The organism is Stackebrandtia soli (genome assembly GCF_965137155.1).
GTDB lineage: Bacteria > Actinomycetota > Actinomycetes > Mycobacteriales > Micromonosporaceae > Stackebrandtia > Stackebrandtia soli.
Genome location: NZ_CBCRZX010000006.1, coordinates 101,128 through 120,553 on the forward strand (window position 1 = coordinate 101,128; position 19,426 = coordinate 120,553).

15 protein-coding genes are annotated in these 19,426 nt (G+C 67.1%); 7 read left to right on the plus strand and 8 right to left on the minus strand.

The genetic code is table 11. The features are described 5' to 3' along the window. Nucleotides 1-145 precede the first annotated feature (145 nt). From ACM9NP_RS05970 to narI, 4 genes are read left to right on the plus strand one after another with little or no spacing between them, the layout of a single operon-like run. Nucleotides 146-3,829 (plus strand): nitrate reductase subunit alpha, encoded by a 3,684-nt coding sequence (locus ACM9NP_RS05970; RefSeq protein ID WP_415645577.1) that lies wholly within the window; start codon nt 146-148, stop codon nt 3,827-3,829. Next, nucleotides 3,829-5,523 (plus strand): nitrate reductase subunit beta, encoded by a 1,695-nt coding sequence (gene narH, locus ACM9NP_RS05975; RefSeq protein ID WP_415645578.1) that lies wholly within the window; start codon nt 3,829-3,831, stop codon nt 5,521-5,523. Before ACM9NP_RS05970 ends, narH begins: the two co-directional genes overlap by 1 nt. Further along, nucleotides 5,520-6,221, plus strand: a complete 702-nt coding sequence (narJ, locus tag ACM9NP_RS05980; protein ID WP_415645579.1) for a nitrate reductase molybdenum cofactor assembly chaperone — start codon at nt 5,520-5,522, stop codon at nt 6,219-6,221. The genes narH and narJ overlap by 4 nt, the downstream gene beginning before the upstream one ends. Continuing rightward, nucleotides 6,218-6,964, plus strand: coding sequence for a respiratory nitrate reductase subunit gamma (narI, locus tag ACM9NP_RS05985; RefSeq protein WP_415645580.1), 747 nt, complete (start codon nt 6,218-6,220; stop codon nt 6,962-6,964). The genes narJ and narI overlap by 4 nt, the downstream gene beginning before the upstream one ends. A gap of 249 nt (nt 6,965-7,213) precedes the next feature. Here the strand turns inward: narI and ACM9NP_RS05990 are convergent, their stop codons facing one another. After that, complete coding sequence (locus tag ACM9NP_RS05990) at nt 7,214-9,745, minus strand: transglycosylase domain-containing protein (protein ID WP_415645581.1); 2,532 nt, start codon at nt 9,743-9,745, stop codon at nt 7,214-7,216. A gap of 274 nt (nt 9,746-10,019) precedes the next feature. On the opposite strand from ACM9NP_RS05990, the gene ACM9NP_RS05995 reads away from it, so the two are divergent. Then, nucleotides 10,020-10,346 (plus strand): WhiB family transcriptional regulator, encoded by a 327-nt coding sequence (locus tag ACM9NP_RS05995; RefSeq protein WP_415645582.1) that lies wholly within the window; start codon nt 10,020-10,022, stop codon nt 10,344-10,346. Nucleotides 10,347-10,577: 231 nt separating this feature from the next. On the opposite strand, the gene ACM9NP_RS06000 is transcribed toward ACM9NP_RS05995, so the two are convergent. Genes ACM9NP_RS06000 through ACM9NP_RS06010 form a run of 3 tightly spaced genes read right to left on the minus strand, consistent with a single transcriptional unit; the run spans nt 10,578 to nt 13,201 of the window. After that, nucleotides 10,578-11,702, minus strand: coding sequence for an ArsA family ATPase (locus tag ACM9NP_RS06000; protein ID WP_415645583.1), 1,125 nt, complete (start codon nt 11,700-11,702; stop codon nt 10,578-10,580). Continuing rightward, entirely contained in the window at nt 11,699-12,676 is a 978-nt protein-coding gene (locus tag ACM9NP_RS06005) for an ArsA-related P-loop ATPase (RefSeq protein WP_415645584.1), read from the minus strand. Before ACM9NP_RS06005 ends, ACM9NP_RS06000 begins: the two co-directional genes overlap by 4 nt. Nucleotides 12,677-12,685: 9 nt before the next feature. Then, nucleotides 12,686-13,201 (minus strand): hypothetical protein, encoded by a 516-nt coding sequence (locus ACM9NP_RS06010; RefSeq protein WP_415645585.1) that lies wholly within the window; start codon nt 13,199-13,201, stop codon nt 12,686-12,688. Between the two features lie 135 nt (nt 13,202-13,336). On the opposite strand from ACM9NP_RS06010, the gene ACM9NP_RS06015 reads away from it, so the two are divergent. Further along, the gene (locus ACM9NP_RS06015; RefSeq protein ID WP_415645586.1) at nt 13,337-13,492 is read left to right on the plus strand and encodes a DUF4177 domain-containing protein; all 156 of its coding nucleotides are present in this window, start codon (nt 13,337-13,339) and stop codon (nt 13,490-13,492) included. 5 nt (nt 13,493-13,497) lie between these two features. Further along, entirely contained in the window at nt 13,498-13,956 is a 459-nt protein-coding gene (locus ACM9NP_RS06020) for a RidA family protein (protein WP_415645587.1), read from the plus strand. A 222-nt stretch (nt 13,957-14,178) separates the two neighbouring features. On the opposite strand, the gene ACM9NP_RS06025 is transcribed toward ACM9NP_RS06020, so the two are convergent. From ACM9NP_RS06025 to paaD, 4 genes are all read right to left on the minus strand, one after another. Continuing rightward, the gene (locus ACM9NP_RS06025) at nt 14,179-15,654 is read right to left on the minus strand and encodes a VCBS repeat-containing protein (RefSeq protein ID WP_415645588.1); all 1,476 of its coding nucleotides are present in this window, start codon (nt 15,652-15,654) and stop codon (nt 14,179-14,181) included. Nucleotides 15,655-16,119: 465 nt separating this feature from the next. Beyond that, entirely contained in the window at nt 16,120-17,595 is a 1,476-nt protein-coding gene (locus ACM9NP_RS06030) for an integrin alpha (protein WP_415645589.1), read from the minus strand. 219 nt (nt 17,596-17,814) lie between these two features. Further along, a complete protein-coding gene (paaE, locus tag ACM9NP_RS06035) occupies nt 17,815-18,921 on the minus strand; it encodes a 1,2-phenylacetyl-CoA epoxidase subunit PaaE (RefSeq protein WP_415645590.1) in 1,107 nt (368 codons plus the stop codon). Then, nucleotides 18,922-19,413: a 1,2-phenylacetyl-CoA epoxidase subunit PaaD gene (paaD, locus tag ACM9NP_RS06040; protein WP_415645591.1), complete on the minus strand. Its 492-nt coding sequence runs from the start codon at nt 19,411-19,413 to the stop codon at nt 18,922-18,924. Nucleotides 19,414-19,426 lie beyond the last annotated feature (13 nt).

Consider the following 19,426-nt stretch of genomic DNA (forward strand, 5'->3'; position numbering starts at 1 on the left):
CGGACTGTGAATCCACAGTAGGCGGGTGCGGGGCGTGACGCGTCGATTGTCCGATATCGCCGTCAATCGGTCCGTATCGCACCCGTGGATACGGTTGGTCACTATCGTGTGACTATCCAATGCCGCTCCGATCATGGGTGGGACGATGGCCTCCACAAGCGAATCCCCGTCGGCGGCGGCCCGCGCGCTGTTGCGTACGGGCGTGTTGTTGACGCGGGCGGAGTCGACGGAGGATCTGCGGGCGGTCGTCAAGCACGGTGGACGCGACGGTGACGTCTTCTACCGGGATCGTTGGGCTCACGACAAGGTCGTCCGGTCGACGCATGGTGTGAACTGCACGGGTTCGTGTTCGTGGAACGTGTACGTCAAGGACGGCATCATCACGTGGGAGACCCAGGCGACGGATTATCCGTCGGTCGGCCCGGATCGTCCCGAGTACGAGCCGCGTGGTTGCCCGCGTGGTGCGGCGTTCTCCTGGTACACGTACTCGCCGACTCGGGTGCGGTATCCGTACGGGCGTGGCGTTCTGGTCGAGGCGTATCGACGGGCGAAGGCGGAGCGCGGTGGTGATCCGGTGGCGGCGTGGGCGGCGGTGGTCGGTGATCCGGCGACGCGGACGGCGTATCACCGTGCTCGGGGCAAGGGCGGGTTGGTGCGGCTCGCGTGGGACGAGGCGATCGAGATCGCTGCCGCGGCGCACGTCCACGCGATCGGGGCGTACGGGCCGGACCGGATCGCGGGTTTCTCGCCGATCCCGGCGATGTCCCAGGTGTCGCACGGTGTGGGTTCCCGGTTCATCAATCTCATCGGCGGGTCGATGCTGTCGTTCTACGACTGGTACGCGGATCTGCCGGTCGCGTCGCCGCAGGTGTTCGGTGATCAGACGGACGTTCCGGAGTCGGGCGACTGGTGGGACGCGGCGTATCTCATGGTGTGGGGGTCGAACGTCCCGGTGACGCGTACGCCGGACGCGCATTGGATGGCGGAGGCGCGTTATCGGGGTCAGAAGGTCGTCGTCGTGTCGCCGGACTATTCGGACGCGACGAAGTTCGCCGACGAGTGGTTGGCGCCGCCGCCCGGTACGGACGGGGCGCTCGCGATGGCGATGGGGCACGTCATCCTCAAGGAGAACTTCGTCGACACGACGGTGGGGGAGTTCACGGAGTACGTCCGCAAGTTCACGGATCTGCCGTTCCTCGTGGAGATCGACACGGTGGACGGTCGCGATGTGCCGGGTCGATTCGTCACGGCGGCGGACCTGGGCCTCGGGGAGCACTCCAATGGGGAGTGGAAGCCGGTCGTCGTCGATGACGCGAGCGGTGAGATCGTGGCGCCGCCGGGCACGATCGGCCATCGTTGGGGTGAGAGCGACATCGGTCGTTGGAATCTCGGTCTCGACGAGTGCACGCCGCGCCTGAGTTTGCACGACCCGAATTCCGAGATGGAGACGGCGCAGGTGTTGTTGCCGCGTTTCGACGTCTCCTCCGGTTTTCTGACGCGGGGCGTTCCGGTCAGGCGGGTCGGGAATCGTCGTGTCACGACCGTCTTCGATCTGTTGTTGGCGCAGTACGGTGTCGAGCGGCCGGGCCTGCCGGGGTTGTGGCCCGCCGGGTACGGCGACGCGACCGCGCCTTACACGCCCGCGTGGCAGGAGACCGTCACGGGCCTGCCCGCGGCCCGGGTGACGCGGATCGCCCGCGAGTTCGCCGACACGGCGCGCCGCTCGGGCGGTCGCTGCATGATCATCCTGGGGGCGGGGACGAACCAGTGGTTCCACGGCGACGCGATGTACCGCTCGTTCCTGACCCTGTTGCTGCTCACGGGTTGCCAGGGCCGCAACGGCGGAGGTTGGGCCCACTACGTCGGGCAGGAGAAGTGCCGGACGTTGACGGGCTGGCAGACGTACGCCTCGGGCGCGGACTGGGGGCGTCCGCCGCGCTTCTCCGCAGGAACGTCCTATTGGTACACCCATGCGGATCAGTGGCGGTACGACCGGTACACGGCCGACGCATTGACGTCGGCGGTCGGTCGAGGAACCTTGCGCGGCAAGCACACCGCGGACCTGATGGCGCTGGCGGCGCGGCTCGGCTGGAGTCCGTCCTATCCGACGTTCGACGCGAATCCGCTCGCGCTCGGCGCCGCCGCCGTCGAGGCGGGCGCCGACCCCGGCGAGTACATCGCGGATCGCCTGGCGGCCGGCACGTTGCGGTTCGCCGCCGAGGATCCGGACGATCCGCGCAACTGGCCTCGGATCCTGACCGTGTGGCGGGCCAACCTGTTCGGGTCGTCCGGGAAGGGCAGCGAGTACTTCCTGCGGCATCTGCTCGGGACGACGTCCGCGGTTCAGGGCGAGGAGGCCGACCCGGCCCACCGGCCGTCGGACGTGGTGTGGAACGAACCGGCGCCCGAGGGCAAGTTGGATCTGTTGTTGTCGTTGGACTTCCGCATGACGAGCACAACGATGCTGTCCGATCTGGTGCTACCGGCCGCGACCTGGTACGAGAAACACGATCTGTCCACGACCGACATGCACCCGTTCGTGCACGCGTTCACTCCCGCGATCGACCCGCCGTGGCAGGCCCGCACCGACTTCGACATCTTCACCGCGCTCGCGCGGCGGTTCTCGGAACTGGCGTCGACGCACCTCGGTGTCGCGACCGACCTCGTCGCCGTCCCTCACCAGCACGACACCCCGGGGGAGCTCGCCCAGCCGGGAGGTTCCTGTGCCGACTGGAAGAGCACCGGCGAACGGCCTCGACCCGGGGTGACGATGCCCGGAATCGTCGCCGTGACCCGCGACTATCCGGGCGTCGCCGACCGGCTCGCGGCGCTCGGCCCGCTCGTCGAGACGGCGGGGCTGTCCGTCAAGGGCGTCACGGTGCACGCCGGGCCGGAGGTCGAATGGTTGGCGGCGCGCAACGGCACCGCCCGCGAGGGTGTCGCCGACGGCCGTCCGTTGCTGGACACCGACGTGAAGGTGTGCGAGGCGATCCTCGCGTTGTCCGGTTCCACGAACGGGCGGATCGCCACCGAGGGTTTCACCCGGCTGGCCGAGCGCGTCGGAACCGACTTCTCCGAACTGATCAACGCGAACACCGAGCACCGGGTCGTCTTCTCCGACACGCAGGACCGCCCGACGCCGGTCGGTCCGTCCCCGGAGTGGTCCGGGAAGGAGTCGCCGACGCGCAGATACTCGCCGTTCACGGTCAACACGGAACACGACAAGCCGTGGCACACCTTGACCGGTCGCCAGCACTTCTACCTCGATCACGAGTGGATGCGGGAGTTCGGCGAGGCGCTGCCGGTGTATCGGCCGCCGCTGAATATGACCGCGTTGTTCGGCGAACCGGAGCTCGGGGCGGGCGCCGACGGATGGTTGACCGTTCGATACCTGACGCCGCACTCGAAGTGGTCGATCCACTCGGAGTACCAGGACAACCTGTTGATGTTGACGCTGTCGCGGGGCGGCCCGACGATCTGGATGAGCCCCGAGGACGCGCGCCGGATCGGCGTCGCCGACAACGACTGGATCGAGGCGGTCAACCGCAACGGCGTCGTCGCGGCGCGCGCCGTCGTCTCGCACCGCATGCCACAGGGGACCGTCTACATGTATCACGCGCAGGAGCGCGTCATCAACGTCCCCAAGACCGAGCGCACCGGCAAACGCGGCGGGATCCACAACGCGTTGACCAGACTGCTCGTCAAGCCGACCCACCTCATCGGCGGCTACGCGCAACTGTCATACGGCTTCAACTACCTGGGGCCCACCGGGAATCAACGCGACGAGATCACCGTCATCCGCAAACGCGTCACGGAGGTCGTCTACTGATGAACAACGTCGGGCGAGTCATGGCACAGGTCGCGATGGTGATGAACCTCGACAAGTGCATCGGCTGCCACACCTGTTCAGTGACCTGCAAACAGGCGTGGACGAACCGGGGCGGCGTCGAGTACGCGTGGTTCAACAATGTGGAGACCAGGCCCGGCCAGGGCTATCCGCGCCGCTGGCAGGACCAGGAGCGATGGCGGGGCGGCTGGCGACGGACCGCCAAGGGCCGTCTCAAACCGGCCGCCGGTGGTCGCCTCCGAAAGCTCGCCACGATCTTCGCCAACCCGAAGCTCCCGGCGATCGGCGACTACTACGAACCCTGGACGTACGACTACGAGACGCTGGTCAACGCGCCGCTGTCCGACGACTTCCCCGTGGCCCGGCCGTACTCGCTGCTGAGCGGTGAGCCGATGGACATCACCTGGAGCGCCAACTGGGACGACGACCTCGGCGGTGGGGCCGAACTGGCGTCCCACGACCCGGTGGTCCAACGCGTCAGCGACGAGATCCGCCTCGACTACGAACGCACCTTCATGTTCTACCTGCCGCGGATCTGCGAGCACTGCCTCAATCCATCCTGTGTGGCCAGTTGTCCGTCGGGGGCGATCTACAAGCGCGTCGAGGACGGCATCGTCCTCGTCGACCAGGACAAGTGCCGTGGTTGGCGGATGTGCGTCACCGGCTGTCCGTACAAGAAGATCTACTTCAACCACAAGACCGGCAAGGCCGAGAAGTGCACATTCTGTTATCCACGCGTCGAGGTCGGCATGCCGACGATCTGCTCCGAGACCTGTGTCGGGCGGCTTCGTTACCTCGGTGTCGTCCTGTACGACGCGGACGCCGTCGGCGCCGCCGCCGCGGTCCGAGACGAACGCGACCTGTACGAGGCACAACTCGGCGTCCTCCTCGACCCGGCCGACGAACACGTCCGCGCCGCCGCCGCCCGCGACGGCATCCCCGACCACTGGATCACGGCGGCGGCCCGATCGCCCGTCTACACGCTCATCAAGCGGTTCAAGGTCGCGCTGCCACTGCATCCGGAGTACCGGACGATGCCGATGGTCTGGTACATCCCTCCACTGTCGCCGGTGGTGGACCGGATCGCCGAGACCGGCCACGACGGCGAGGACCACGACAACCTGTTCGCCGCGATCGACACGCTGCGCATCCCGGTCTCCTACCTCGCCGAGCTCTTCACCGCCGGCGACACCGCGCCCGTCGTCGCGTCGCTGCGCACTCTCGCCGCCATGCGTGCCCACATGAGACACGTCAACCTCGGCGAGGAACCCGACCCGGCGATAGCCGAGGCGGTCGGACTCGACGCCGGCGACGTCGACACGCTGTACCGGCTCCTCGCGCTCGCCAAGTACGACGACCGGTACGTCATCCCGACCGCGTTCGGCGTCGACGAGAACGAACGGGGTGTCATCGAAGAGGTCGGATGCAGCCTTGACACCGACGGGGGCGTCGGCATGGGCGGCTCGGGGCCGTTCGGGGAGTCGTCCGGCGGACCGATGCCCGCGTCCGTCGAAACCTTCCACGCCCTGCGCGACCGCCAGACCAGCGACAGTCGCGGCGACCTGTCCGGCCGCGTCAACCTGCTCAACTGGGACGGCAACGGCCGCCCGGCCGGGCTTTTCCCGGACTTCGAGCGCGCCCAAGACAACACCGACGACCGGGAGCACAAGCCATGACCCATCCCGCGACCATCGCCGTCCTGCGCCAAGCCGCGGCCGTCCTCATCGACCATCCGGGCGAGCGTCTGTACGCCACATTGGACGTCGTGGCGGCCGCGCTGCGCGACGTCGCGCTCGACGCGCCCGGACCCGCCGCCGACCTGCTCGCCGTACACGATCACCTCGCGGCCACGCCGCCCCTGGCCGCCGCCGGCCACCATGTCGACACCTTCGACCTGCGGCGACGCACCAGCCTCCACCTGACCTGGTACACCGACGGCGACACCAGGCGCCGGGGCGCGTCGCTCGCCGCGCTCAAGACCGCCCTGACCGGGGCCGGATGGCGCATCACCGGCGGCGAACTCCCGGACCACCTCGGCGTCCTGCTCGAATTCGCCGCGCGCGGGGACGCCGCGACCGGGCACCGCCTCCTGTGCGAACTGCGGCCCTCGATCGACGTCCTCCACGCGGCGCTCACCGAGGACGGATCGGTGTACGCGCGAGCGCTCGCCGCGGTCGTCGCGACCCTTCCCGCTCCGAGCACCGACACGGAGAGCGCGTGGCGGCGGCTCGCCCGCAACGGCCCGCCCAGCGAGGACGTCGGCTTGGACGGCTACGGGCACGGCACCCCGCTCGGCATGCCGTTCGTCCGGGCCGACTCTCGACCGGGTCGCGGTTCCCGCCGACGGGCTCGGATGGAGACCGTGCCGCGATGACCGCCACGCTCGACCTCATGCTGTGGGCCGTTCTGCCTTACGTCGTGCTGACGGTCCTCATCGGGGGAACGATCTGGCGGTACCGGTACGACAGGTTCGGCTGGACGACCCGCTCGTCGCAACTGTACGAGTCCCGGCTGTTGCGCGTCGGCAGCCCGATATTCCACTTCGGACTTTTGCTCGTCATCGTCGGGCACGTCGTTGGCCTGCTCGTTCCGGAGTCCTGGACCCGCGCCGTCGGAGTCGCCGACGCGTCGTATCACGTCGTCGCGCTCGTCCTCGGCGGTGTCGCGGGCGTCGCCACCCTCGCCGGGATCGGGCTGCTGGTGTGGCGGCGGCGCACGACCGGGCCGGTGTTCAGCGCGACGACCCGCAACGACAAGCTCATGTACCTCGTGTTGGTCGGCGCGATCGTCGCGGGCCTGGCGACGACTCTGCTTGCCGCCGTCGACGGCCTGCGCGGCGTCGAAGAGGCGGACTACCGGCAGACCGTCTCGGTGTGGTTCCGGAGCCTGTTCGCGGCCCACCCGGACGTGGCCGCGATGACGGCCGCGCCGGTGGCGTACCGCCTGCACGCGATCATCGGATTGGCCCTGCTGGCGCTGTTCCCGTTCACGCGGCTCGTACACGCGTTCAGCGCCCCGGTGGGGTACCTGTTCCGGCCGTACATCGTCTACCGGACGCGCGGTCGCGACGTGGCGGGATCGGCGCGAGCGCAACGGCGGGGCTGGAGTCCGAACTGATCGGCCACAGTGGCTTCTCCACAACCGGGCGGTTGTCCACAGCCCGAATCACGGCGGGTGGTTCTTGGGGACGATCGCGCCTAACGTGGTGTCGAAGCGCGTCGGCGGAGGTCGCGGCGCGGGGCCGATCAAAGGGGGAAACCGTGATGCGGGGTAGCGCGACGAAGCGTCGTTCGCTTGGCGGGAAGCGGAACGGCCCGGGTCCACCGCGTGTCGCGGTGAGCCCGGGCCGTTCATCGAAGAGGTGGGTCAGCCCTCGCGCCGGTGGCGGGGGTCCTCGGCGATCGGCGGGACGGCCGGTACGCCGCTCGGCATGATCGGCGGAGCCGCCTCGTCCCCGATCACGGGGGCGATGCGATCGTTGTTGCGCTTCTCCTTGCCGGCGGACACGAAGTAGTCGACGGGGGAACCCTTGGGCGCCTTGCCGGACGGCGAGGTCGCGTACACCTTGCCCTTGCCGCAGTGCGAGCGTTCGCCCGTGTTGACACGGCCGGGGTCGAAGCCCGCGTCTCGCAGCGCCTCTTCCGCCTCGGCGGGCGAGACACAGTCCAGGGTGGGGATGTCTCTCAGGTTCTTACCCATCGCGATGCCCTCGCTGGGGGGTTTGAAATCGAGATTCTCCAAACCTTCGAGGGCGTCTCTCAACGTGTACGAACCGGCTTCGTGCGGTTTGTCGTGTAGACCGGTGTTCTCCAACGATCGTTCTCGATAGTCGGGGTCGGCGATGAACGACGACGTGGTCGCGTTCTTCGCGGTGACGACGAACCACGCCGCCTGGTTGTTGTCGGTCGTACCGGTCTTGCCCGCGATGGGCCGGTTGACGATGTTCTTCGCCTCGGAGAAGGTGCCCTGACCGTCGCACTTTCCATACTCGCCCTGGTTGTTGACGGGGCAGCGCATGGCGTCGATGGCCGCGCGGGCGACGTCCTTACTGACGGCTTGGTCGCACTTCGGCTTCGCCGCGTCCTCGAGGTGCTGACCGTCCGAGGTCTGGATGCTCAGCACCGGCATCGGTTCACAGTGGAGACCGTCGGCGGCGACGGTGGCGTACGCCTCCGCCATGTCGAGCGCGGTCGTGTCGGCGGTGCCGAGCGTCAGCGTTCCCCACAGCTTCGGTTCAAGGCAGCCCCACTGCTGGGGGTGATCCTCGGGTGGGCAGCCGGGGGTGGCGTAGTTCAGGTCGTGGTAGTTACGCCAGTCGATGCCGAGACGTTCGGCCATCTCGACGACCTTGTCGGCGCCGACGCGTTCGATGAGCTGCACGAAGTAGGTGTTGATGGAGCGTCCGAAGGCGTTCCACATGTTCGACGTGATGTCCTGATAGGACTTGACGTCGTTGCCCGGGCACCAGGCGTAGGTGCCGTTCGCCTTCGCGGGTCCGCACGTCGCCGGCCCGGCGGGGCCGCTGTAGAGCTTGGACATGTACGGGCTCTTGTTGCGCATCGTCGTGTTGAGGGGAATGCCCTCGTCGAGCGCGGCGAGCATGGTGAAGAACTTGAACGTCGAACCGGATTGGAAGCCGGCACCGGCCTCGCTGCCGAGGTCGGCTCCGGTCAACAGCGGCACGGTCGTATTCGGGTAGGAGCCCTTGAGTCCCGCATTGCGTTTGTTGGGGTCGGAATGGGGCCCGTTCTTCGAATCATCGAGTTTATAGTCCCGATTCAGGGCCATTGACCTGATATGTCCCGTTCCGGGCGTGATCGTCACGGTTCCCATTGCCCAAGGACTGTTCTTTCCCTGGCGGGAAACGACGTGATTCTGCGCCTTTTTCTGCAGGTCCGGTTCCAGCGTTGTCGTGATGGTGTAGCCGCCGCGCTTGAGGCGCGAAAGGCGTTCATCTTTCGAATCGCCGAATTCGGGGTTGTTCATCCACCACTGCTTGAGGTAATCGCAGAAGTATCCCCAGTCGAGTTTGTCGCTGGGAACCGCCACACATTCGTTCGGCTGTTCCTGGATGTTGAGCTCGATCTCGGTCTTCTTGGCCTTCTTCGCGTCGGCCTGACTGATCTTCCCGATGTCGGCCATGCGCTGCAGGACGTAGTCGCGACGGTCCTTCGCCTGAGCGGTGGCGTTCTCGTCCTCGAGCGTCGGGTCGATCGTGCCGGGGGCCTTGGGGAGGGCGGCCAACAGCGCGGCCTCGGGGAGCTCGAGGTCGGCCGGCTCCTTGCCGAAGTAGGCCTTGGACGCGGCGTAGATGCCGTACGAGCGGTTGCCGAGGAAGACGAGATTCAGGTACTTCTCCAGGATCTCGTTCTTGGTCAGTTCCTTTTCGACGGCGACCGCGTAACGCATTTCCCGGATCTTGCGCTCCGGGGTGTCCTCGGTCGCGAGGAGGATCTCCTCGTTCGTCTTCGCGTTGTATGTGAGCGCTTGTCGCACGTACTGCATGGTCAGGGTCGAGGCGCCCTGAGAAACCTCGCTACTTCCCTGATTTGCCACCGCCGCACGAATAACCCCGAAGAGGTCTACGCCGTTGTGTTCATAGAAGCGATTGTCTTCGGCCGCGATGATCGCGTCGATCATTACCGGAGCGATCTCATCGAGGGTGACGAGTTTGCGACTCTCGTCGTAGAAAGAGGTAATGAGCGTGCCGTCTTTGGCGAACACCCAGGTGGTTTGCGGCGCGGGATCATCGGCCAACTCGGCCGGAAGGCTTTCGAAGTTGTCCGCGGCGGTTTTGGCGGCCAAACCCGTCACCGCGAGGGCGGGAAAAGCGGCCGCCGCAACGACCAGCCCCGCCAGTAGCCCGCAGGTCAACAACGCGAATGCGTTGGACCGCATTTTTCGGTTCCGGGTCATCCAAAGCACGACCTCAGCGTACGTGACTGCGGCCAGTGAGCCGATTGGTCATTTCGGTGGCCCATAGGTGGAAGAGTGATGTCATGGCCACTAAAAGTGATCATCTGGCGAAAACGGACGGTCACGACCCTTGCTCGAAGCGGTATGTAGTCATATAGTTACGAAACGTGCACTGTCCGGTATCGACGTTCAGCATGGCAGGCCAGCGTCGATGCCGAGTTCACCAGCAGGAAGGGAAACAGGGGGTACGGCAACGATGGCGATGAAGGTCGAGTGGGCGACGGACGCGGCATGCCGCGAAGGTGATCCCGATGCTCTGTTCGTGCAGGGGGCCGAACAGAACAACGCGAAGAAAGTGTGCAAAGGCTGCCCCGTCCGCATGGAATGCCTCGCGGACGCTCTGGACAACCAGGTGGAGTTCGGGGTCTGGGGCGGCATGACGGAACGGGAACGCCGAGCCCTACTGCGCAAGCACCCCGCCGTGACGAGCTGGCGGCGGGTGTTCGAGCTGGCGCTGGCCAAGGAAGCCAAGACGAAGGAAGTCACCGCACGCGAACAGCGCACCCTTACCCCGGCAGGTTAAGGCGCGTTTTCGCCACCGGGTCGTGTGACGCGCGAACGGGGCGTCGATCGGGGCGGTGGTGAACACCCGCGCATGGGTGTTCACGGGTCGCCGGTGTGCTGGAGGCGCGGTCAGGCGGTGTCACGGCACCGCCTGACCGTCGCGACGTCCGGCGTGAGCTCGATCGTGCCCGCGTATCCGAGGCGCCGGTGACGGACGCTGAACGGTCGCGGCCCGGTGCCCGCTGTCGACTCAGTGGGAGCCGAGGCTGCGGCCGACGATGCGCAGTCCGTCGAGGTCGTGGATATCGGCCGGGAATGCGGGCACCCGAGCGACCGGCACGCTCGGGCAGGCCGTGGTGAAGCGGCTCGCGATACGTCTTTCCGTGACGACGCGGCTCATCAGATCGGCGTGAACGCGGAGGACGGCGGCCGTGGCGGAATCGGGGTCCGAGGCCTCGATCCCCTCCGCCGCACCGATACTGCGTCCGGCGGACAGCCCCGGGACGGAGGTCTCGTGCGCCCGGTTGAGGATCAAGCCGGTCAATGGCATGTGCTCCTCGGTGAGCCGCCGGGTGAAATAGATCGCCTCGCGGATCGCGTCGGGTTCGGGGGCGGCCACGACGAGGAACGCCGTCTGGCGGTCCTGAAGCGCCCGGTACGTCGCCTCGGCCCGCGTGCGGAAACCCCCGAACGTCGAGTCGAGGGACGCCGCGAAGGTGCCGATGTCGCTGAGCATCCGACCGCCGATGACCTTGTTGATCGTCCGGGTGAAGAACGACATCGACGAGGTCATCAACGAGAAGACGCTGTGGCCGCCGCGCGACGACGACGTGAGCAGCCGCATCATCCGGCCGTCCAGGAACCGGGCGAGCCGGGCGGGAGCGTCCAGGAAGTCCAGCGCGGAGCGCGACGGCGGGGTGTCGACGACGATGAGATCCCAGTCGCCCTTGGCGCGCAACTGGGACAGCTTCTCCATGGCCATGTACTCCTGCGTACCGGCGAAGGTGCCGCTCATGGCCTGGTAGAACGGGTTGGCGAAGATCTCGGCGGCCTTCTCGGGGCTGGTGTGCGCCAGCACGACCTCGTCGAAGGTGCGCTTCATGTCGAGCATCATCGCGTCGAGGTGACCGCCCTCGGTTCCGGCGACGAGGCGGGGGGTGTTGTCGAGTTCCTCGAGCCCGAGGGCCTGCGCCAGCCGTCTGGCCGGGTCGATCGTCAGGACGACGGTGTGACGCCCGTGCCGTTCGGCGGCCCGGAGCGCGAGCGCGGCGGCGGTCGTCGTCTTGCCGACTCCGCCGGAGCCGCAGCAGACGACGACGCGGGTGGCGGGGTCGCCGATGAGCGCGTCGACGTCGAGGGGCCGTGATGCTTTCACAACGAGCTCCGCAACAGGGTCGCCAGTGACATGAGACCGGACAAATCGATGCCTTCGGGGATGGACGGTAGTTCGACGATGGGGCTGCCGAGCGAGGTGAGGTCCTTCCGCAGGGTCGCCTCCATCGAGAGGCGCTGCTGGTGGTCGCGGGTCTCGCGGACGAGCCCGTCGACGGTGGCGGCGTCGACGGGAAGACCGGCGGCCTCGAGGTCTCGGCGCAGGGCGGCCTTCGTCACCCGGCGTCCATGAAGGACATCTGGGCTCACGGCGTTGACGATGATCGATCCGACCGGCAACTTCAGCGCCGTCAGTTCTCCGATCGCGTCGGCGGTCTCCTGGACCGGCATCTCCTCGAGCCTCGTCACGAGATGGACCGCGGTCTTCGGCGAGTGCAGGAGCTTCGCGACGGAGTCGCTGTGATTGCGGATCGGCCCGACCTTGGCGAGCTTCGCGGACTCGACGGTGACGTTGAGGAAACGGGAGATGCGCCCCGTCGGCGGCGCGTCGAGGACGACGGCGTCGTAGACGACCCGGCCGTGTTCCTTGCGGGTCACCGCCTCCTTCACCTTGCCGGTCAACAGGATGTCGCGCAGTCCGGGCGCGATCGTGGTCGCGAAGTCGATGGCGCCGAGTTTGCGGAGCGCGCGCCCGGCTCGGCCGAGTTTGTAGAACATCGTCAGATAGTCGAGGAGCGCCTCCTCGGCGTCGATGGCCAGCGCGAACACCTCGCCGCCACCGGGTCCCGAGCCGACGTGCCTCTCCTCATAGGGCAGCGCCGTCACGTCGAACAGTGGGGCGATCGCCTGCCGTCCCTCGACCTCGACGAGGAGGACGCGGCCGGCCGTGTGGGCGGCGAGCGCCATCGCGAGCGCCGCGGCGACGGTGGTCTTCCCGGCGCCGCCTTTGCCGGTCACCACGTGCAGCGATGGCACGCCGGTGGGGACCAGCTTGGCGGGTACCGCTTCGGAGGGCATTGTGCCAGCTTACGACGCAGTTTCCGTGCCGGTGTCGACGCCGCACACCCGCCAGGTGTCGTCTGGGTCGCCTGTGACGACCGCGAAGGTCCAGGTGGTCGTGGTCGCCGTGATGTCGAGCGTGACATCGGCGGTGACGATCGCGGTGGCGCCGTCGCGAGCGACTTCCGTCACGCCGTCCCAGGTGAAGTTCGGGGCCGGGCCGCCGTCGGCGCCGACCTTCAGGATGTCGAGCACCTCGACGAGGGTGTGCGACATGGACTGGCACATATAGGAAGCGCTGTCGTCGGCGTCGTGATCGACGAGCAAAGCCTGGAGGAATCCGTCGACGGAGGACTCCGGGTCGTCCCTGCTGGACCACTGTCCCGTCAACCACATGCCGCCGACGACGACGGCTGTGATGAAGACCGCGGCGATCGACGCGAGCGCGGCGATCATGAGCCCGGTGCGGGGAAGCGGAGCCGAGGTGTCGGCGTCGTCGTCGGTGGTGTCCGGGCTGACGTCGGCCGGATTGCTGTCGTTCATAACCCCTTCGATACCAGATCGAGGCGTCCGTTATGTATCAATGCCTGAATATCGTCTGGAATGCGACGGTGTCGCGGCGTACGCGCTCCGGTGGTGACGGCCGTGACGTCGGTGAACGGCGTTATGCTCTCGCCCATGCAGAAATGGGAGTACGCCACGGTACCGCTGTTGGTACACGCGACGAAGCAGATCCTCGACACCTGGGGAGACGACGGGTGGGAGCTCGTCGCCGTCGTTCCGGGCCCGAACCCGGAGCAGCTCGTCGCCTACCTCAAGCGGCCGAAGGGATGACCGGCATGGATGTCTACGCCAGGCTCGAGGAGCTGGGAATCACACTGCCGAAAGTCGTGCCGCCGGTCGCCTCGTATCAGCCCGCGGTCCGTTCGGGCGCCCACGTCTACGTCTCCGGTCAGTTGCCGGTCGCCGACGGCGCGCTCCTGGCTGAAGGTCTCGTCGGGACGGACATCACGCCCGAACGCGCCACCGAACTGGCGCGGTACTGCGCGCTCAACGCGCTCGCGGCGATCGAGGGTCTCGTCGGGCTCGGCAAGGTGACGCGCATCGTCAAGGTCAACGGCTTCGTCGCGTCCGCGCCCGGGTTCACGGGCCAACCGGCCGTCATCAACGGCGCGTCGAACCTGTTCGGCGAGGTCTTCGGTGAAGCCGGGCAGCACGCCCGCGCCGCCGTCGGTGTCGCGGCACTGCCGCTGAACGCCCCGGTCGAGGTCGACCTGATCGCCGAGATCGCCGACTAAGCCACTCCGCTTGGTTGGCCAAACGCTCCGCTTGGTTGGGCAAATGTCGGAAACAGGCGTGTTTTCGCAATTTGCCCAACCAAGCCGCACTTTTGCCCAACCAAGCGGAAACCCCCTCCGCGGATTCGCGAAGGGGGCTTCCGAGAGGCGAAGACGGGAATCCTCGCCCCTCGATGAGATTCGTCTCCGCTCGGGCCGAACCGGCGGATGACGAGACACGCCTTACAACAGGCCCGAGCACCCGCCGTCGGAGACGACGCCGGGACTGGCCGGGAGCACGTAACGGACGGGGTTCGACACGACCGTGCCCGCGCGCAGGCTCGACCACGGGACGCCGTAAGCGCCCTCGGCGGAGTTGCCGATCACCAGGTACGAACCGCTCGACGACGCCGGGCAGGCGGCCTTCGAATAGGCGTTGGCGGGGATGCCGAAACGGCCCGACACGATGTACGAGTCGCCTGCACCGATCGAGGTGTCGAAGCGGAACGTGGCGTTCGCGCCGTAACCGTAGTTGCCGCCGGTCTCTCCGAAGAGGAGGACCGACAGCATCGCCGTCGACTTGGTCGCGTACGCGCCGTTTCCGGTGCGGGCCAACGTGACCTGGAATCCGAAACGGTCATTGCTCTCGGCTCCGCCGTAGACGCCGGACACGTCCTGGTGGTAGTACCGATGCTGACTGACCTTGCCGCTCGGGGACACGTACAGCGTGTACGCGGCACCCGCGGCCGTGGCGCTGTTGGAGCGCAACGCCTCTCCCGGCGAACCGACCGCGAACATCGAGCCGTTGCTCGACTGGCCGGTCGCGCGGTAGGCGATACCCGAGATCGACGCCCCGAACAGGTCGCCGCTCTCGGCGCCGCCGGAGATGCCGGAGCTGTCCTGGTGAATCGCGGCCAACGGCTTCGGAATGCCGTTGCTCCACGAATGCGAGAACAGTTGGACCTGACCGGCCTGCTTCTTGGATCCGATCGCCTCGCCGTACACCGACACGAGGAAATGTGTTGGTGTGGCGGCGATGTACGAGCCGAAGTAGTCGTCCTTCTCGGTGGCGCCGGGAACCCCGGAACTGTCCTGGTGGACGAGTTTCGTGGTGCCGCCGCGCGAGTAGTGGATCGCGCCCTCTCCCCACGACTTGTCGATCTTCTCGCCGGGCGAACCGATGATCAGGAACGGCTGGCCGTTGGGCGTGTTGCCGGCGGCGACGGCGTAACCGAAGTTGTCGCCCGCCTCGGCGGTACCGGGGAAGCCGCCGGAGTTCTGCGTGTACATGGACGCGGAGCTCGGGACGAGGCCGTTCGGGGATCCGGGGATGATGAAGACGGCACCAGTGAACTGGTACCGGCCGGGGGCCCCGACGACGAGGTCGGAGCAGCCGTCCCCGTTGGCGTCGTACGAGTCGACACTCATTCCGAAGTGTCCGTACGAGTGAGGGGAGTCGCCCACACTGGACTGGGTGATGCTGTACGCCGCGCCGTTTCGGCTGTGTCGCACGTAGACCGCGCCCGCGTCATCGATACCGGAGACGGTGTCGCCGGGCGATCCGAGCGCGATGTCTCGCACGCCGTCACCGTCGAAATCGTTCTCGACTCCCGCCGCGCAGTTCGCGGCCAGCGCGGGTGCCGCCGTGACCGCGATCAGGGAACCGGTCGCCAGCGCGGACGCGGCCGCGAGACCGATGATTCTTCGTATCTTCGACATTGACACCTCATGTCTGTTGTCGGGATCGTGACCTACCGACGGGTCACTGGAGGTCGTTCCGATATCCCAGGTCGTGCGAGACGCCTGTCGGCGCGTCACTCGGCGATACGGAGAACCGTTTGCATACCGGTGTCGCTCATGCCTCTGGCGTGTCGGGCACGTTCAGTCGGTTCGCGACCCGGCCGATGACGTTCCGATGTCGCCGTAGCCGAACTGCTGGGGTAGCGGGACAACCTCTTAAAGGGGCGAACTCATCAAATAACGAAAGTCGACAACGACACAAGCATTGATTTATCTCAATCTCGCTCCAATTGTCGAGAATTGGAGGACGGCGCGTTGTCTCGGTCGCGCGAGTTGGGGGCCGAAGGCGTTCCGGTGTAGCCGTGGCGCCGGGTTTCCGCGACCGTCGACGACGAACCGCCCGCGCTCCGAAAGGGGCGCGGGCGGTTCGTGGTTCACTTCGGGCTACAGCACGTCGCTGCAACCACCGTTCGGCTCGACGTTCGATTCGCCCTGAAGGTCGAAACGAATAACGTCGCCGACGGGCGAACCGGCGCGGAGGCTGGCCCACGGGACGCCGTAGGCGCCCTCGATGGAGTTGCCGATGATCAGGTGCTTCCCACTGGACGGCGCCGGGCAGGCCGCGTGCTCGAACGCCTCCGTCGGCAGACCGTAGGTGCCGGACACGAGGTAGGAGTCGCCGCCACCGATCGTGGTGTCGAAACGGAAGACGGCGTTGGCGCCGTATCCGTAGTTGCTGCCTTCCTCACCGGCGACCATGACGGCCATCATCGCGGTCTCGGGAGTGGCGTACGCGCCGTCCCCGTTCTGTGCGAGTTTGACCTGGAGGCCGAAGGCGTCGTCCGCCTCGGCTCCACCGTAGACACCCGTCACGTCCTGGTGGTAATAGCCGTGCTGGGTCACCTTGCCCGTCGAGGAGACGTACAGGGTGTACGCGGAACCCGCCCACGGGGCGGTGTTGTCGCGCAAGGCCTCGCCGGGGGAACCGACGGCGAACAGCGAACCGGTCGTCGACGAACCCGCCGGGCGGTAGGCGATGGCGCTGACGGAGGCACCGAACTCGTCGCCCGTCTCGGCCGCGCCGGAGATGCCGGTGGTGTCCTGGTGGATCGATCCGAGCGAGGTGGGCACGCCCGAGGTCCACTTGTGCGAGAAGATGTTCACGGCGCCCGCGCCGGCCTTGTCGCCTTGCGCCTCACCGTAAGCGGCGACGATGAAGTGCGTCGGCGTCGCCGCGACGAACGATCCGTAGTAGTCGTTCTTCTCGGTGGCGCCGGGGATGCCGACGGAGTCCTGGTGGACGATCTGGGTGGTTCCGCCACGGCTGTAGTGGAACGCGCCCTCTCCCCAGGACTTGTCGATCTTCTCGCCGGGCGAACCGATGATCAGGAACGGCTCACCGCTGCCGGTGTTGCCGGCGGCGACGGCGTAACCGAAGTTGTCGCCCGGCTCGGCCGCCCCGGGATACCCGGCGGAGTCCTGCGTGTAGATGCTGGTTCCGTCGAGTTGAAGCCCTTCCGGCGACCCCGGAATGACGTAGACCGCGCCCGCGTAGTCGTTGTGACCGGGGGCGCCGACGACGAGATCCGAACAGCCGTCCCCATTGCCGTCGTATGACGAGACGGCCATGCCGAACTCGGCATCGACCATGAGGAGGTCGCCGATCTGGTCCTGGGTGATCGCGAATGACTCGCCGGTGCGACTCTGACTGACGTAGACGGCGCCCATGGCATCGTAGCCGGACACCACGTCGCGGGGAGAACCCATCGCGATGTCTCGTACGCCGTCACCGTCGAAATCGTTGTCGACTCCGCCGACGCAATCCGCTGCCAGAGCGGGAACAGCCGATACCGCCAACAATGAACCCGTCGCCAACGCGGACACTGCCGCGAAACTCAGGGCGGTGCGAACTTTCGACACTGACACCTCTGTATGTGTTGTGAATTCCCCTGACCCATGACCGTCCCGTACGAGCGGACGGCAGGGGAGCGGACAGGCCCTGTGCCGGGGACCTCATGGGCAATTCAAATACAACACCATCATGGACGGCATGGGCCACGATTACATCGAAGTAAATTGGTAACAATTTCAATACGCCGTTGGCAAGGTCGTAATGACAACCGATGCGGCTGTTCATATTCAGGCGTCATAATCGACGACGACACGGTCGCTCGTGGGCACTGACTGACAGGTCAGCACATAGCCGGCCTCGACGTCCGAATCGTCCAGGGCGAAGTTGCGCAGCATGTGGACGCCTCCGTCGACGACCTTCGCGCGGCACGTCGCGCACACGCCTCCCTTGCAGGCGTACGGGAGTTCGCTGCGGACACGGAGCGCGGCGTCGAGCACCCGCTCGTCCCTGCGCATCGTCACCGTCGACGTGCGACCGTCCAAGACGAACGTCACGTCGGTGTCTCCCGCCGGGCCGTCCTCCGCCGGGGGCGGGGGCGGAATCTCCTCCGCGAAGAACAGTTCGGTGTGGACGGTGTCGGTCGGAACGCCGACGTCGGCGAGCTTCTTCTGCGCGCCCGTGACCATTCCATATGGGCCGCAGAGAAACCACTCGTCGACCGATTCGGGCTCGATCAACCCGTCGAACAGCGCCGCGAGCTTCTCGCCGTCGATCCGTCCGTTCAACAGCGGCGCCGACTGCTCTTCGCGGGACAACAGATGGACCAGTTGGAACCGGTCCGCGTACAGGTCCTTCAAATCGGCCAGCTCATCGGAGAACATCACGGTCGACGTCGACTTGTTGCCGAACACCAAGGTCACCCGGCTGTCGGGTTCCGTTGTGAGCGCGGTGGCGACGATCGACAGGATCGGCGTGATGCCGCTGCCCGCCGCGATCGCGCCGTAATGCCGAGACCGGCCGGGATCGAAGGCCGTCGTGAAGTTCCCCAGTGGAGGTAGAACGTCGACGACGCTGCCCGCGTCCAGGCTCGAGTGCGCGAACTGGGAGAACGCGCCGTCCTTGACGGCCTTGATGCCGACCCGCAGCAGACCCTCGTCCGCGAGCAGGCTCGGCGTGGAGCAGATCGAGTACGAACGACGGATCTCCTCCCCGTCGCCCGTCTCGCGACGGAACGTCAGATGCTGACCGGCGCTGAAATCGAAGGCCGAACGCAGCTTCGGCGGCACTCCGAGCGTCACCCGGACGGCCTCGTCCGTGATCCGGTCGACGGCGACGACCGGCAACGAATGCCACCGTGGACGGTGATGCTTCGGTCGAGACAGGACTACAGCCATCTAGTGCGCCTTCATGTGTTCGAACGGTTCGGCGCAGTCCAGGCAGCGCCACAGCGAGGTACAGGCCGTCGGCCCGAAACGGCTGATCTCCGCCACCGCGACGGATTCGCACCGGGGGCAGACGGGGGCGGGCGGCGGCAGCAGCGGCAGGACCGGACGTCGGCCCACGGCGGCGGCGCCCGGCGGTGCGATCCCGCCCGCGGCGAGCTTGCGACGGCCCGAGTCGCTCACCCAGTCCGTCGTCCACGCGGGGGCGTAGACGGTGCGAATCTCGACGTCGCCGAATCCCTCGCGGCGCAGCGCCGACACGATGTCGGCCCGGATCACGTCCATCGCTGGGCAACCCGAGTACGTCGGTGTGATCGTCACGATCGCCCGCCCGTCGGAGATGGTCGCCTCCCGGACGATGCCGAGCTCGCCGATCGTGACGACCGGGAGCTCCGGATCCATGACCGCGCTCGCCACGGCGTGCACCCGCTCCGTCTCGTCCATCGAAAGAGGACCG

Coding starts and splice junctions, on each gene's coding strand:
- ACM9NP_RS05970 (WP_415645577.1), top strand. CDS start 146: ATGGCCTCCACAAGCGAATCCCCGTCGGCGGCGGCCCGCGCGCTGTTG.
- narH (WP_415645578.1), top strand. CDS start 3,829: ATGAACAACGTCGGGCGAGTCATGGCACAGGTCGCGATGGTGATGAAC.
- narJ (WP_415645579.1), top strand. CDS start 5,520: ATGACCCATCCCGCGACCATCGCCGTCCTGCGCCAAGCCGCGGCCGTC.
- narI (WP_415645580.1), top strand. CDS start 6,218: ATGACCGCCACGCTCGACCTCATGCTGTGGGCCGTTCTGCCTTACGTC.
- ACM9NP_RS05990 (WP_415645581.1), bottom strand. CDS start 9,745: ATGCGGTCCAACGCATTCGCGTTGTTGACCTGCGGGCTACTGGCGGGG.
- ACM9NP_RS05995 (WP_415645582.1), top strand. CDS start 10,020: ATGGCGATGAAGGTCGAGTGGGCGACGGACGCGGCATGCCGCGAAGGT.
- ACM9NP_RS06005 (WP_415645584.1), bottom strand. CDS start 12,676: ATGCCCTCCGAAGCGGTACCCGCCAAGCTGGTCCCCACCGGCGTGCCA.
- ACM9NP_RS06010 (WP_415645585.1), bottom strand. CDS start 13,201: ATGAACGACAGCAATCCGGCCGACGTCAGCCCGGACACCACCGACGAC.
- ACM9NP_RS06015 (WP_415645586.1), top strand. CDS start 13,337: ATGCAGAAATGGGAGTACGCCACGGTACCGCTGTTGGTACACGCGACG.
- ACM9NP_RS06020 (WP_415645587.1), top strand. CDS start 13,498: ATGGATGTCTACGCCAGGCTCGAGGAGCTGGGAATCACACTGCCGAAA.
- ACM9NP_RS06025 (WP_415645588.1), bottom strand. CDS start 15,654: ATGTCGAAGATACGAAGAATCATCGGTCTCGCGGCCGCGTCCGCGCTG.
- paaE (WP_415645590.1), bottom strand. CDS start 18,921: ATGGCTGTAGTCCTGTCTCGACCGAAGCATCACCGTCCACGGTGGCAT.
- paaD (WP_415645591.1), bottom strand. CDS start 19,413: ATGGACGAGACGGAGCGGGTGCACGCCGTGGCGAGCGCGGTCATGGAT.